This is a genomic window from Mesorhizobium sp. WSM4819 (genome assembly GCF_055811215.1).
In genome coordinates, this window is sequence record NZ_JBVVQO010000001.1 from 304272 (window position 1) to 319307 (window position 15036).

The window sequence follows — 15036 nt, forward strand, 5'->3', positions numbered from 1 at the left end:
GAGGGGCACGGACTGGTCGCCATTCGCGGCCGATTGCGTGCGACTCTGGAGACGACATGACGGGCGACGACACCAAACACCTTCCCCTCGAAGACCTGCACGTGGCCGCCAGTGCGCGCTTTGGCGCGTTCGCCGGCTGGTCGATGCCGCTCACCTATCCGGCCGGCGTGATGAAGGAGCACCTTCATACCCGCGAACATGCCGGCCTGTTCGACATCTCACACATGAAGCTGTTCGAGATCAGTGGCTTGGGCGCTGAAGCACTGCTCAATCGTGCCTGCCCGTTCGACGCCGGCGCGCTTGAGATTTCCCAGTCCAAATACACGTTCTTTCTCAATGAAGCCGCCGGCATCATCGACGATCTGATCGTCACCAGGCTCGGCCGGCAACGCTTCATGGTCGTCGCCAATGCCGGCAATGCTGAAGCCGACGAAAAACACCTTCGTGAGCTTGCCGACTTTGATGCCAAGGCGGACTTTGACGCCAAGATTGAAGCACTCGACCGCGTCTTCCTGGCAATCCAGGGTCCCGAAGCCTGGGCCGCCCTGTCGCGCGCCGGCATCGAAACCGGATCGCTGCTGTTCATGCACGGCTTCGAGCCGCGCGAAAACTGGTTCATGAGCCGCTCGGGCTATACCGGCGAGGACGGCTTCGAGGTCGGCCTGCCGGAAGCGGATGCGCGAAATCTCGTCGCCAAACTGCTCGAGGACGAGCGCGTGATGTGGGTTGGGCTGGCCGCCCGCGACAGCCTGCGGCTCGAAGCAGGGCTGTGCCTGCACGGACTGGACATCACGCCTGAGATGGACCCGGCCAGCGCCGGGCTGATGTGGGCGATCCCGAAGGAGGTTCGCGCCTCTGGCGCTTTCATCGGCGCCGACGCATTGCGTTCAATCCTGGAGCGCGGCCCGACGCAGAAACGCGTCGGCCTGAAGCCGGAAGGCCGCCAGCCGGTGCGTCCCGGTGCTGCCCTTTTCGATGCCGACGGCAATCCCGCCGGGCACGTCACCTCCGGCGGCTTCGGCCCCTCGGCCGCCCATCCGGTCGCCATGGGCTACGTCCAGGCGTCGCTGGCCAAACCCGGCGCAAAACTCTTCGCCGACGTTCGCGGGACCAAAATCCCGGTCGATATCAATCCCCTGCCCTTCACGCCGCATCGCTACCGCAAAGGATGAACTTCATGGCAAAGACCTATTTCACTGAAGATCACGAATGGCTCCGCGTCGAAGGCGGTATCGCCACCATAGGCATCACCGACTACGCGCAGGAACAGCTCGGCGATCTCGTCTTCGTCGAATTGCCGGAGCCTGGGAAAAAGCTGGCCAAGGGCGATACCGCCGTCGTGGTCGAATCGGTCAAGGCGGCATCGGACGTCTATGCGCCGGTCGACGGCGAGATCACCGAGGCCAACACCGCGCTTTCGTCTGATCCGTCCCTGGTCAATTCGGCGGCGGCCAGCGACGGCTGGCTGTGGAAGATGAAGCTGGCCGATGAAAGCCAACTCGAAGGTCTCCTGGATGAGGCCGCCTACAAAGCCCATATTGGTTGAGAGAGCAGGACCAGGAAAGATGACCGCAGCACCCTACTCCTTCTCGGCCCGCCATATCGGCCCCGGCCTCAATGATGTCAGAGCCATGCTGGCGACGATCGGCGTTCCGTCGGTCGAGACGCTGATCAGCCAGGCTGTGCCGAAATCGATCCGGCTCGACCGGCCGCTGGCCTTGCCGGCCCCGGCGAGCGAAGCCGAGGCGCTGGCCGAGCTGTCAGCGACAATGGCGAAAAATACAGTTTTGAAGAGCTTCATCGGCGCCGGCTATCACGGCGTCCACGTGCCGCCGGTCATCCAGCGCAACCTGTTCGAGAACCCGGCCTGGTATACGGCTTACACGCCCTACCAGGCCGAGATCAGCCAGGGCCGGCTCGAAATGCTGTTCAATTTCCAGACCTTGGTCACCGAACTGACCGGGCTGCCGGTCGCGTCGGCCTCGTTGCTCGACGAGGCGACGGCGGTGGCCGAAGCAGTCGGCATCGCGTTACGCCACCACCGCGACAAGCGGACCAAGGTGGCGCTGGCCGGCACGCCGCATCCGCAGACGCTTGACGTCGTGCGCACCCGCGCCGAGCCGCTCGGCATCGAGGTCGACGGTGACACGATCGACGACAACACAGCCGCTCTGCTGGTCTCCTGGCCCGATACGTTTGGCGTCTATGGCGACCACAGGGCGGCAATCGAGAAAGCTCGCGCCACCGGCGCGCTGGTCGTCTTCATTGCCGATCCGCTCGCCCTGACGCTGACCGACGCGCCGGCTGCGCTTGGCGCCGACATCGCCGTCGGCCCGATGCAGCGCTTCGGCGTGCCGATGGGCTTTGGCGGGCCGCATGCCGCTTATTGCGCCGTTTCCGACAGGCTGACTCGGCTGATGCCCGGCCGCCTGGTCGGTCAGTCCACCGACAGCAAGGGCCGGCCCGGCTATCGCCTCGCCTTGCAGACGCGTGAGCAGCATATCCGCCGCGACAAGGCGACCTCCAACATCTGCACCGCGCAGGCGCTGCTCGCCAACATGGCGACCGCCTATGCGATCTGGCACGGCCCTGCCGGGCTGCAGGCGATTGCCGGCCGAATCCATGCATTGGCCAACCGGCTGGCTGCCGGTCTCGAGGCAGCAGGAATTTCGGTGCTTGGCGCAGGCCGCTTCGACACCGTGGCGGTGGAAGTGAAAGGCAGAGCCGGGGCGATTGGCGCCGCAGCCGAAAAGACCGGCCGATTGCTGCGCGTCATCGACGCCGACCGCATCGGCATCAGCTTCGACGAAACCTCGACCGAGGCCGATCTGGAGGCGATCGCGGCGCTGTTCGGCGCCAAGCCGGGCGCAGCCGTCGGCAGCACCATGCCCGGAAAACCGCGCGGCAAGGCGTTTCTCACGCAGCCTGTCTTCCGCGAAAACCACTCGGAAACCGACATGATGCGCTTCCTGCGCCGGCTGGCCGACAAGGACCTGGCGCTCGACCGCGCCATGATCCCGCTCGGCTCCTGCACGATGAAACTCAATGCCGCCGCCGAGATGATGCCGGTAAGCTGGCCTGATATCGCCAATTTGCATCCTTTCGCCCCGGCAAGCCATTCGGCCGGCTACCGCGCCATGATCGACGAACTGGAAGCCTGGCTGGCGGAGATCACCGGGTTCGACGCGGTGACCCTGCAGCCCAACGCCGGCAGCCAGGGCGAGTACGCCGGGCTGCTCGCCATTCGCGGCTATCACCGCTCACGCGGCGAAGCTCACCGCACGGTCTGCCTGATCCCGTCATCGGCGCATGGCACCAATCCGGCGAGTGCGGCGATGGCCGGCATGAACGTCGTCGTCGTGCGCTGCACCGAAGACGGCAACATCGACGTCGATGACCTGAAAGCCAAGGCGGACGAGCATGCGCAAGACCTTGCGGCGCTGATGTTCACCTATCCCTCGACGCACGGCGTTTTCGAGGAAGGCGCGCGCGACCTCTGCGCCCTTGTCCATGAGCATGGCGGCCAGGTCTATTTCGACGGCGCCAACCTCAACGCGCTGGTCGGTCTCGCCCGCCCCGGCGACATCGGCGCCGACGTCTGCCACATGAACCTGCACAAGACGTTCTGCATCCCGCATGGCGGCGGCGGTCCCGGCGTCGGCCCGATCGGCGTCAAGGCGCATCTGCAACCCTATCTGCCCGGCCACGTCGTCGAAGGCTCCGGCCATGCCGTGTCGGCTGCACCGTTCGGCAGCGCTTCGATCCTGCCGATCACCTGGATGTATATCCGGATGATGGGCGCTTCGGGCCTGAAGCAGGCGACCGAGACGGCGATCATTTCCGCCAATTATGTGGCGACGCGGCTCGGAGCGCATTTCCCGGTGCTCTACAAGGGCAGGCACGAGCGCGTCGCGCATGAATGCATCCTCGATACCCGCGTGCTCAAGGACAGTGCCGGCATCAGCGTCGACGACGTCGCCAAGCGGCTGATCGACTATGGTTTCCATGCGCCGACCATGTCGTTTCCGGTCGCCGGCACGCTGATGGTCGAGCCGACCGAGTCCGAGCCCAAGCGCGAGCTCGATCGCTTCTGCGAGGCGATGATCGCGATATCAGGCGAGGCAGCCAAGGTGGCGAAAGGCGAATGGCCCCTGGCCGACAATCCGCTGGTTAATGCGCCGCATACCGCCGCCGAGGCGCTGGCCGGCCAGTGGACCCATCCCTATTCGCGCCTGGAGGCGGCCTACCCCGCCGGCGATGCCGACACGTCAGCCAAATACTGGCCGCCGGTGTCGCGCATCGACAATGTCGCCGGCGACCGCAACCTCGTCTGCTCCTGCCCGCCGCTGTCGGAATATCTGGGGGCGGCGGAGTAGACCATGATCCCGAAAAGTGGAATCCGGTTTTCGGACAAGATCATGGTCTAACAAGAAGATAGAAGCCTCAATCAGGCAGAACGCAAGGCCGGCGCGTCGGCCTTGCTCGCCTTGTTCTGGGCGACGACGCGATTTCGCCCGGCGCGCTTTGCCGCATAGAGTGCGGCGTCGGCTTCGGCCAGCACATTGTCGAGACTGGTGCCATCCGTCCCGCCAAAGCCGATGCCGCCACTGACTGTGCTGCGCAACGGACCAAGCTGGGTGGCGACGACTTCCGTGCCGAAGGCGACGCTGATCTTGCTCGCAATGTCGTAAGCCTTCTCTTGATTCATCCGCGACATGACGAGGACGAATTCCTCGCCGCCCAGCCGGAAGGCGTCGACGCCGGTCCTGGAGCATTTTCTGACGACAGCGGCGAAGCGGCGCAGAACCTGATCGCCGACCGGATGACCGAATACATCGTTCGTCTTCTTGAAATGGTCGAGGTCGAACATGGCGACGGACATGAACGGGCCGAAAATCCGCTCGCCGTAGAATGCCGTCAACGCCCGCCGGTTCATCAGCCCGGTCAATGGGTCGGTCATGGTCTCGGCCTTCAGTTCGATCTGCGCCTGCAAATGGTGCAGGGAGAGCGTCAATGCGCCGAGCCCCGTCATGCAGGCGACCGCCACGGCGGAATTCAACCGTTCGGCCCAGTTGTCGGGCGCAACGCCGAGCACCCATTGGCCCTTGACCAGCAGGACCGCGCCGCAAAGTCCGAAGGACAGCGCACAGACGCCGCTCAGGAACGAAACGACCAGCAATATCCGGCGATCATGACCACCTTTGATCCAGAACATCACCCCGATAAGCGAGAGCAGCGCCGTTACCGTCGCGTAGGTGACGATGAAGCCGACGCCGTCAAAGCCCAGCGACGTCGCGCCTGCGCAAACCGCCATCGAAGCCAGGGTCGGCAAGATGGCGCGCCTGTAGTCGTGGACGCCGAGATACTGCATGGCCGACAGGCAGAGGGTCAGAAGGCCCAGGCTGAGAAGCGCAAATACAATCTGGCAAAGCCAGGGGCTGGGATGCTTGGCATAGTGCCAGAACAAGACCACATGTGCGACGAGCACGAGAATGCCGCACGCCACCGTCAGCACAAAGCGTGCCTGTGGCGCGGTGCACCAGATCGCAAACAGGGTGATGCTGAGGCACGTGCCCGACAGCGCTGCCGCAAGCAGGAGCGAACTGTAATCCAACATGCGTAAGCGACAGCCTCTTCTCGGGTTCTGCCGCATTCTAGGTCAGCAGCAATCCGCGAATACCCTTTTTCGGCCAACCTTCCGGCGTAACCTCCGGACAAGGTTTACAAAGCGTCGATGCCCTCGGCCCATTTCCGCCGCTTGGTTGTCCAATGGTTTTGCAGTAAGAGGCTCTATCCTCGAACGTAACGGGAACCTCCGTCGCCTGCCCGCAAAAAGCGTGGCAGTATCGGGTGGTGATTCGCAGCATCGCAATCCAGGACCAGCATGAACGACAGCAACGATCTTTTCGGCAATTTGGACAAGCAGCCGCAACCGGTTCGCGCCACCGCGCGCCCGGCCGACCCGCTGGTGCAGGCGGCGAAGCGCCCGGCATCCCGCGACGGCAGCGAGAGCTACAGTGCCGCCGACATCGAGGTTCTGGAAGGGCTGGAGCCGGTGCGGCGGCGGCCCGGCATGTATATCGGCGGCACCGACGACAAGGCGATGCACCATTTGTTCGCCGAGGTCATCGACAATTCGATGGACGAGGCGGTCGCCGGCCACGCGACTTTCATCGATGTCGAGCTTTCGGCCGACGGATATCTGGCGGTGACCGACAATGGCCGCGGCATTCCGGTCGATCCGCATCCGAAATTCAAGAAGCCTGCGCTCGAAGTCATCATGACGACGCTGCATTCCGGCGGCAAGTTCGACAGCAAGGTCTACGAGACCTCGGGCGGCCTGCACGGCGTCGGCGTCTCCGTCGTCAACGCGCTGTCGGACCATCTCGAGGTCGAGGTCGCGCGCGGCCGCCAGCTCTATCGCCAGCGTTTTTCGCGGGGCGTTCCGGTGACCGGCCTAGAGCAGCTCGGCGAGGTGCATAACCGCCGCGGCACCAGGATACGCTTCCATCCCGACGAGCAGATCTTCGGCAAGGGTGCTGCTTTCGAGCCGGCGCGGCTCTATCGGATGACGCGCTCGAAGGCCTATCTATTCGGCGGCGTCGAGATCCGCTGGACCTGCGACCCCTCGCTGATCAAGGAGAAGGACACGACGCCCGCCAAGGCCGAGTTCCATTTTCCCGGCGGCCTCAAGGACTATCTGAAAGCCTCGCTCGGCGACGAATTCCAGGTCACCCGCGAAATCTTTGCCGGCAAAAGCGACAGGCAAGGCGGCCACGGCTCGCTCGAATGGGCGGTGACCTGGTTCGGCGGCGACGGGTTCCTCAACTCCTACTGCAACACCATCCCGACCGGCGAAGGCGGCACCCATGAGGCTGGCTTCCGCAACGTCTTGACGCGCGGCCTGCGCGCCTATGCCGAGCTGGTCGGCAACAAGCGCGCTTCGATCGTCACCTCGGAAGACGTCATGATCTCGGCGGCGGGCATGCTGTCGGTGTTCATCCGCGAGCCGGAATTCGTCGGCCAGACCAAGGACCGGCTGGCGACGATCGAGGCGATCAGGATCGTCGAGGCCGCGATCCGCGACCCCTTCGACCACTGGCTGGCCGACAACCCGCAGGAAGCTTCGAAGCTGCTCGAATGGGTGATCGCGCGTGCTGACGAGCGGGTGCGCCGCCGCCAGGAAAAGGAAGTCTCGCGCAAGAGCGCGGTGCGCAAGCTGCGCCTGCCCGGCAAGCTCGCCGACTGCACGCAGAATGCCGCGGCCGGCGCCGAGCTCTTCATCGTCGAGGGCGATTCGGCCGGCGGCTCGGCGAAACAGGCGCGCGACCGCGCCAGCCAGGCAGTGCTGCCGCTACGCGGCAAGATTCTCAACGTCGCCAGCGCCGGCAACGACAAGCTGGCTGCCAACCAGCAGATTTCCGACCTGATCCAGGCGCTTGGCTGTGGCACGCGGTCAAAATACCGCGATCAGGATCTGCGCTACGACCGGGTCATCATCATGACCGACGCCGACGTCGACGGCGCCCATATCGCTTCGCTGCTGATCACCTTCTTCTACCAGGAGATGCCGAGCCTGGTCCGCGACGGCCATCTCTACCTGGCGGTGCCGCCGCTCTACTCGATCCGCCAAGGCGGCAAGGTCGCCTATGCCCGCGACGATGCGCACAAGGACGAACTGCTGCGCACCGAGTTCACCGGGCGCGGCAAGGTCGAAATCGGCCGCTTCAAGGGGTTGGGCGAAATGATGGCCGCCCAGCTCAAGGAAACCACCATGGACCCGAGAAAGCGCACGCTGCTCAGGGTCGACGTGATCGATGCCGAGGCGGCGACCAAGGATGCGGTCGACGCGCTGATGGGCACCAAGCCGGAAGCCCGCTTCCGCTTCATCCAGGAACGCGCGGAGTTTGCCGAGACGGAAGTGCTGGATATCTGAATTTCTTCGGCTCGGCGAACCGCAACGGCGACCGTTGTTGCAGCACACGAAAGCCCCTCGCCTTCAATTCGGCGTCTCGCTCCCGATCATCGTTCGCTCCCCCTTCTCCCCTTGTGGGAGAAGGGGGCCGAGCGAAGCTCGGTCGGATGAGGGGTGTTCCAGCTTGGCAAAAACCGCACTCCGGCCAACACCCCTCTTCCGTCTCGGCGCTGCGCGCCGATCCACCTTCTCCCACAAGGGGAGAAGGCAAGACCGCGCTACCGCCACGGTTGCAAACTCTGGTCTCCGACATAAGAGATGGTGCTGTCGCAGACGGCGTTCAAATCCCACAGCACATCGAAGCGCACTGGCGATGGTCCGGTGGTCAGACATCCCAGTTGGCGCCCGTCCCGCGCAACGTCGTACGCGATCGTATTCCGCGAACCCCAGCTTGCCGCCAATTCACTCGACGTGGTCGAGAGGATTGTGGCAGGAATTCCGACTTCATGCTGAATCGTCCAACCGACGAGCGGATCGAGCAGTTCCGGCGTGGCGTCGTCGGGCAAAGCAACGAGAATATCCCAGTCGCTGTCAGGTCGATTGTCGCCCCGCGCTCGGCTGCCGAACAGCCATATAGAATCGGGGCTCAACCGAAGCCTGATCTCTTCGATCAACGGCTTGATCTCTGCCGGAACCTTAAGGCGTTTCGAAGCAAAATCGTGCATGGCCCTAAAATAGTAGCAGTTTTTTGCGCCTACAACGCAACGCAATCGCGGTTACCAAACCCAAGCTAGTGGGTGAAGACCTGACGCTTGTACCCATGTAGAAGGACGCGAGACGACCTTGCCGGTCAGCGCATAAGCTCGGTCGATAAGAAGTCTGAGGGACTGGAGCCGAGATGCACGCCCGCTGGATCGAGACCTTTGGCCTACCGGCCTTCCTTCGAAAGGCAGCCAGACTACTCTTGTGCGGTATCATTGGTTGTCTTGGAGTTTTTCATTCGCATGCCGACCAGTTGGTGAAGTTCAAAAGCGCCACATCCCAGCCGACACCGTTTCAGACGCGCATGGCGCGGCAGCGAGGCGAAGAACCAAAGATTTTTCCCGGCGTGCCGATACAAGGATTCCTGGGACGCCCGGCGGGGGATGGACCGTTCCCGGCTGTCGTCCTGCTTCACGGCTGTGCCGGCCTTGGGCTCCGAGAAAGAGAGGCCTGGTCAAGGAGATTGTCGTCCTGGGGGTATATCGTATTAGCCGTCGACAGTTTCACGACGCGCGGCATCCGGCATACCTGCGACCGGCTGTTTTACGATCGGGTCAACGACGCCTACGGCGCCTTGGAATTCCTCACCACGCTCGGCTTCGTCGACTCTCGACGCGTCGCGGTAATGGGGTTGTCCGCTGGCGGAATCGCTGTGCTGCAAGCCGTCCAGCTTGGCGCTGCGGAAGCGCTTATGAAGCAGAAATTCCAAGCTGCGATTGCCTACTACCCCTCATGCTCGGTAACGAGTGGTGAGATGGCCGTTCCGACCTTGATCCTAGTCGGCGAACGCGACGATTGGACCCCGGCGGCGGCCTGCCGGAAAATGATGGAGCAACGCAGCGGCAAAGGGAGCCCCGTCAAACTCATCGTCTACCCGGACGCCCCGCACGCATTCGACGCCGAGAACCTGAAAACGGGCATCTCGTCCTTCGGCCACTTCCTGCAATACAATGAACTCGCCGCCAATCGCTCGTTTCAGGATTCACACGTTTTCCTCAGTAAAACGCTTGGACACTGATCCAGACAGACACTTGTGCCGCAAGGCCGCTTTCCATCACCCCGTTGCGGACCTTAGACGTTGTCGCGATGGGCCACTTCTGCGACGGTACAAAATCGATACGAAACCGTCGATTTTAATCAGGATGTTGCTAAGGGAAGAACATTGGTGCCTGCTATTAGAATCGCTGTCGCTGGCGCGCAGGGCCACATGGGCAGAGCATTACTCGCTGCTGTGGCCGCAGCACCTGCCTTTTCGCTCGTAGGAGGCTTCGGACGCCCCGAAAAAGTCGTCGACGGATTGATTGATGTTGACGCAGCGCTCCGCGCTGCGGATGTCGTCGTGGATTTCACGACCGGCCAAGCATCGGCGGCGCTTGCAGAAAAGTGCGCCGCGATGGGTCGACCAGCAATGGTGATCGGCGCAACAGGGTTTGAGGACACTCACCTCGCTCGGATCGCCGAGGCGGCACGTACAATAGCGATCGTGCGTTCAGGCAACTTCTCCCTTGGCGTGAACATGCTGGTGGGCCTGGTTGAGCGCGCCGCGCGCTCTTTCCCCGCTGAGGTTTGGGATATCGAGGTCCATGAAGCTCACCATCGCCGGAAGATCGATGCACCATCTGGAACGGCGCTGATGCTAGGCGAAGCAGCGGCCAGTGGTCGGGGCGTTCCGCTTGCTCCCGTCGAACGGCGCGGGCGCGATGGTATTATTGGCGAGCGAGCGCTTGGTGAAATCGGGTTTTCCGTATTGCGAGGCGGCGGCATCATTGGAGAGCACAGTGTGGTATTTGCCGCCGACGAAGAGATTCTGACACTGTCGCATACCGCTTTGGATCGCGGCATGTTCGCGCGCGGTGCGTTGACTGCCGCACGCTGGGTTTCAGACCATGAACCCGGCGAATACGACATGCAGGACGTTCTCGGGATGTCGCCAATCTCCCGCTGAGTTTGCAACTGCCGCAAGGACTGCTCTTCACCCATTGCTGCAATTCGATTTGGGTATTAACCGTCAGATTTTCACCACTAGGCAGCAGCGATCGCCAGCGCGTGACCGCGCGCGTTTTCGCGCAGCGCATCGAGGTGGATCGATTTGACCAATCCGGCGAGATCGCCTTCGGCGGACTGCCCGCCCAATTCCTTCAGCATCAGCCAGCTGACTTCCTGGACGCCGGCGAGGCGCTTGCCATTGGCGACCTCGCGCCAGACCTTCAGCGCGCGCAGGATGATGGCGTGCGTGGCCGCGGCCAGGCCAGCGCTGCGGAGCAGCGCCTGCAGCGCCACGTCGTGCCCGCCGGCCAGCAGCGCCCTCACCCGTTGTTCGGATTGCTGGCTGAGCGCGACCAGCGCCGAGCCGAAGAAATCGACCTTGCCGTGCGCGATGGTGCGAATGATGAAGCTTGCGGTCAGGTCGCCGCGCAGGCGCAGATGCTCGATGAGCGCCGCATGTTCTTCCTGGCGCGTGCCTTCGATCAGCGTCAGGGAAGCCTTGACGCAGGCGTCGCGCATGACGCGCTCGGTTCTGGCACGGCCCATCAGCGCCAGGACCAGCGGCGAACTCTTGAGCGTTTCACCAAGTTTTATCAGCAGCATATGCCGGCAGTCAGCGGGCAGACGCGCATCCGATATCAGCGCTTCGCGCAGCGAAGGCAGATGGCCATGGCGTTCGGCGATACGGCGGAAGCTGAGCGAAGCGATGTCGGCGCCGCTGTTGGCGAGAAGCGTGGCGCAGGCTTCCGGCTCGCCGATTTCGGCGATCGCGGCGGCGACCGCCATGGAGACGCGCGGACGATCGGCGATCAGTTTCTGGATCGCCTTCTGGCCGCCGGCAACCCGGTCGATCAGATCGGCATCGGTAAGCAGCGGCGAACGTGCCAGCACCAGGCTGGCGACTTCCGGCTGATCGGACGCCAGCGCGCTGATGATCTGCAGCGGCGCGTGATGGCTCATCGACAGCGCCTCAGCCATCGCCAGCCGCACTTTCGACGAGGTATCGTCGAGCAGCAGCGTCAGCGCCGCCTCCGCCGCGCAGCGATCCTCGAAAGGCAGTTCGGCATTGATGTAGGCGCGAGCCAATGCGCTTGCTGCCGCGGCGCGCTCAGAGACCCTTGCCGTATGAATCCATTTCAGGAAATGCGAAACAACCATGCCGTCCGCTATGCCCCTAGCCCGAGTCCGTTCCCGCCCCAGTGAAGACCGTAGGCAGAAATGGTTTACGAACGGTTCACCATCTTTGTTAACTCCCCCTCTTTGTTAACTGGCTTGCGGGCGCGGTAGGCAGCGCCTATCAACCCTTCGAGCGACTTGCGCGCTTTCGGACGCACAAAGCACGCTAACACTTTGAAGCATCGTGCTTTCCAAAAAATCGATTCCGATTTTCGGGGCGATGCGGCAGCGGAGGAGATCGACCATGGCCGGGCTTTATCTGGAAGAGTTCGTCGTCGGCCACGTCTTCCGGCACACGCTGCGGAAAACCGTCACCGAAAGCGACAACATGCTGTTCTCGGTAATGACGCTGAACCCGCAGCCGCTGCACATCGATTTCGATTTCGCCGCCAAAAGCGAATGGGGCAAGCCGCTGGTCAATTCGCTGTTCACGCTGGGCCTGATGATCGGTATTTCGGTGAACGACATCACCGTCGGCACCACCGTCGCCAATCTCGGCATGAAGGAGACGGTGTTTCCGCATCCGGTCTTCCACGGCGACACCATCCGCGTCGAGACGACGGTGGTGTCGGTGCGCGACTCCAGGTCGAAGCCGGACCGCGGCATCGTCGAATTCGAGCACCGCGCCTACAACCAGGACGACGTGCTCGTCGCCAAATGCACGAGGCAGGCGATGATGATGAAGAAGGCCTGACCGATGCGCTCGCTGCTGTTCGTTCCCGGCGATTCGGAAAAGAAGCTGGAAAAGGCGATTGGCGCCGGCGCCGACGTGGTCATCGTCGATCTCGAGGATTCGGTCGCGCCACAAAACAAAACCTTGGCCCGCGATATCGCCGCACGCTTCATCACCGGACACAGGCATCAGACCAGATCCGCAATCTATGTCCGCATCAACGATCTCTCGACCGGCCTGGCGGATGACGATCTGGCGGCACTCGTGCCAGTGAAACCTGACGGCATCATGCTACCGAAGTCGAACAGCGGACAGGATGTCCAGCAGCTCTCGGCCAAGCTCAGGGTGCACGAGGCCGAAAGCGGGCTGCCGGACGGTGCGATAAAAATCCTGCCGATCATCACCGAAACAGCTGCCGGCGTGCTGGCGGCCGCGAGCTACGCCAAGGCAAGTGCGCGGCTTGTCGGCGTGACCTGGGGTGCGGAAGATCTCTCGGCAGCAATCGGTGCGCGCACGGCCCGCGACGAGAATGGCCGCTACACCGATGTGTTCCGCTTCGCCCGCACCATGACCATCCTCGCCGCCGGTGCCGCGGAAGTCGCGGCGATCGACACGGTTTTCCCAGATTTTCGCGACATGACCGGCTTCGCGGCGGAATGCGCCGAGGCCGAGCGCGACGGCTTCACCGGCAAGATGGCGATCCATCCGGCGCAGGTGCCTGTCATCAACGCCGCCTTCACGCCGTCGACCGAGGCGGTGAAACACTCCCTGGCGATCGTCCAGGCATTCGAGGCGGCTGGAAATCCCGGCGTCGTCGGCATCGGCGGCAAGATGTACGACCGGCCGCATCTCAAGCTGGCAGAGCGGCTTCTGGCACGCGCCAGGGCGGCAGGGATATAACTCCCTGGCAGCAGAGGTCATTCGGGCAATTTTCTCGGCAGCCAGAACCACGCGATGATGCCAGTTGCAAGGGTCAGCAGACCGCCGGCGCCGACCGCGACATGTAAACCGGTGAGGAAGGCTTCGTTGGCCCGCACGATAATCTCAGAGTCCGACTGATCAAGTGTTTCGTTGAGCGTGCCGGCCACGCCGGGACCCAGCAGCCGGAAGCTCAGCGCGGCCAACGATCCGAGCAGGGAAATTCCCAGCGCGTTGCCCAGTTCGTTGCTGGTCTCGGCGATCGAACTCGCCGCACCGGCTCGTTCGGCAGGGACGGCCGACACCGCTATCTCGGCCACCAGGCTGAAGGACAACCCGTATCCGACGCCAGTGATCATGGTCGAGGCGATGAAGGCCGCGATTCCGACCTCGGTGGTCGTGAACAGCAGCAGGAGGACGCCGACGCCGATGAGCAGATGTGTGGCAACAAGGGCAGTTTTGCGGCCAATCCGCTCGACGATGCGCGCGGTGCCCACGCAAGTCGCCGTCAGCACGATCGCGCCTGGCAACGTCAGCAGCGCTGCGTTGAAAACATCAAAGCCCAACACCGATTGCAGATAGATGCCCGACAGATATCCGGTGGCCGACCAGACAACCAGCGTAAGAAGGCCGGTCAGGATGGCGATGGAGAAAATGGGGTCTCGGAACAGGTCCAGGTCGAGCAGCGGGTAGTCAATCCTGCTCTGTCTGCGCACGAACAGCCCAAGGGCAAGGATGCCGACGATGCCGATGGTCAACAGTGTCGGCGTGAAGCCATGCGCCGCCGCGCTCTTGAGCGAATATGTGAACAACAGGATACCTGCGAAGGACAATATGAGGCTCACCAGATCGATTCGTCCGTAGGCAGTCGAACGCACCTCCTGCAGCAGTACCGGTGCAGAGATCAGGAAGCCGATCACGACGGGGACATTGATCAAAAACACGGCGCCCCATTCGAATTGCCGCAACAGCAGGCCGCCCATGACAGGCCCGATGGCGAATCCAGCCGCAAAAGTCGCCGCGAAAATCCCGATCGCCTGAGCGCGCGTTCGCGGATCGGGGAACAGCGAGCTCACGATCGCCAGCCCGGAGGGCAACAGTGTCGCGCCGCCCAATCCCATTAGGGCGCGTGAGGCGATCAGGCTTTCAGACGTTTGCGAATAGGCTGCGCCGAGCGATCCAGCACCGAAGACCACTGCGCCGATCATGATCAGCTTCAGCCGCCCAAAACGGTCGCCGATATTGCCGAAGACGATCAGCAGCGATCCAACCACGAAACCGTAGATGTCGAGAATCCAGAGTGCTTGGTCGGCGGTCGGCGTGATGGCCGAGGTCACACGCGGCATCGCGAGATAGAGTATCGAGCCGTCCATGGCTACGAGCAGGACCAGGGGCAAGACAGCCATGAGGCCCAACCATGCCCTGCGGTCCGTCGGGCGTACAAGTGAAGTATCGGTCATAAGGCACACAAATCCTCTGCGTGGGGGGCCCCCAAGCGGGGGGCCGGGGGCCCCCGCGCGCCAGGGGGGGGGGGGGGGGGGGGGGAAAAAAAAAAAAAAAAAAAAAAAATTTATTTTAATTTTTTTTTTTTTATGTGAAAAAAAAA

Annotated in this window: 12 protein-coding genes; 8 read left to right on the forward strand and 4 right to left on the reverse strand. The window is 62.9% G+C overall.

What is annotated here, in order from left to right:
- The first annotated feature begins 56 nt into the window (after window positions 1-56).
- The 3 genes from gcvT to gcvP are packed head-to-tail and all read left to right on the forward strand — an operon-like array spanning window position 57 to window position 4376.
- A complete protein-coding gene (gene gcvT, locus AC0L18_RS01390; RefSeq protein ID WP_473490316.1) occupies window positions 57-1172 on the forward strand; it encodes a glycine cleavage system aminomethyltransferase GcvT in 1116 nt (371 codons plus the stop codon).
- A 5-nt stretch (window positions 1173-1177) separates the two neighbouring features.
- Entirely contained in the window at window positions 1178-1546 is a 369-nt protein-coding gene (gcvH, locus tag AC0L18_RS01395) for a glycine cleavage system protein GcvH (RefSeq protein ID WP_027156276.1), read from the forward strand.
- 19 nt (window positions 1547-1565) lie between these two features.
- Complete coding sequence (gcvP, locus tag AC0L18_RS01400; RefSeq protein WP_473490317.1) at window positions 1566-4376, forward strand: aminomethyl-transferring glycine dehydrogenase; 2811 nt, start codon at window positions 1566-1568, stop codon at window positions 4374-4376.
- A gap of 71 nt (window positions 4377-4447) precedes the next feature.
- On the opposite strand, the gene AC0L18_RS01405 is transcribed toward gcvP, so the two are convergent.
- On the reverse strand, window positions 4448-5617 hold the full coding sequence (locus AC0L18_RS01405; protein ID WP_473490318.1) for a GGDEF domain-containing protein: 1170 nt from the start codon (window positions 5615-5617) through the stop codon (window positions 4448-4450).
- Between the two features lie 267 nt (window positions 5618-5884).
- Between AC0L18_RS01405 and parE the strand changes: the two genes are divergently transcribed.
- Window positions 5885-7936, forward strand: a complete 2052-nt coding sequence (gene parE / locus AC0L18_RS01410; protein WP_091597149.1) for a DNA topoisomerase IV subunit B — start codon at window positions 5885-5887, stop codon at window positions 7934-7936.
- Between the two features lie 257 nt (window positions 7937-8193).
- Here the strand turns inward: parE and AC0L18_RS01415 are convergent, their stop codons facing one another.
- The gene (locus AC0L18_RS01415) at window positions 8194-8589 is read right to left on the reverse strand and encodes a nucleotidyltransferase family protein (protein ID WP_473490319.1); all 396 of its coding nucleotides are present in this window, start codon (window positions 8587-8589) and stop codon (window positions 8194-8196) included.
- Window positions 8590-8813: 224 nt separating this feature from the next.
- On the opposite strand from AC0L18_RS01415, the gene AC0L18_RS01420 reads away from it, so the two are divergent.
- Together AC0L18_RS01420 and dapB are read left to right on the forward strand one after the other, a co-directional pair.
- The gene (locus AC0L18_RS01420; protein WP_473490320.1) at window positions 8814-9695 is read left to right on the forward strand and encodes a dienelactone hydrolase family protein; all 882 of its coding nucleotides are present in this window, start codon (window positions 8814-8816) and stop codon (window positions 9693-9695) included.
- Between the two features lie 144 nt (window positions 9696-9839).
- Entirely contained in the window at window positions 9840-10622 is a 783-nt protein-coding gene (dapB, locus tag AC0L18_RS01425) for a 4-hydroxy-tetrahydrodipicolinate reductase (RefSeq protein ID WP_473490437.1), read from the forward strand.
- 77 nt (window positions 10623-10699) lie between these two features.
- Here the strand turns inward: dapB and AC0L18_RS01430 are convergent, their stop codons facing one another.
- The gene (locus AC0L18_RS01430) at window positions 10700-11821 is read right to left on the reverse strand and encodes a DUF2336 domain-containing protein (protein WP_473490322.1); all 1122 of its coding nucleotides are present in this window, start codon (window positions 11819-11821) and stop codon (window positions 10700-10702) included.
- A 238-nt stretch (window positions 11822-12059) separates the two neighbouring features.
- Between AC0L18_RS01430 and AC0L18_RS01435 the strand changes: the two genes are divergently transcribed.
- Both AC0L18_RS01435 and AC0L18_RS01440 read left to right on the forward strand, forming a co-directional pair.
- A complete protein-coding gene (locus AC0L18_RS01435) occupies window positions 12060-12533 on the forward strand; it encodes a MaoC family dehydratase (RefSeq protein WP_461435588.1) in 474 nt (157 codons plus the stop codon).
- Between the two features lie 3 nt (window positions 12534-12536).
- Entirely contained in the window at window positions 12537-13412 is an 876-nt protein-coding gene (locus AC0L18_RS01440; protein ID WP_473490323.1) for an HpcH/HpaI aldolase/citrate lyase family protein, read from the forward strand.
- Window positions 13413-13429: 17 nt separating this feature from the next.
- Here AC0L18_RS01440 and AC0L18_RS01445 read toward each other — a convergent pair whose 3' ends face one another.
- The gene (locus AC0L18_RS01445; protein WP_473490438.1) at window positions 13430-14890 is read right to left on the reverse strand and encodes an MFS transporter; all 1461 of its coding nucleotides are present in this window, start codon (window positions 14888-14890) and stop codon (window positions 13430-13432) included.
- Window positions 14891-15036 lie beyond the last annotated feature (146 nt).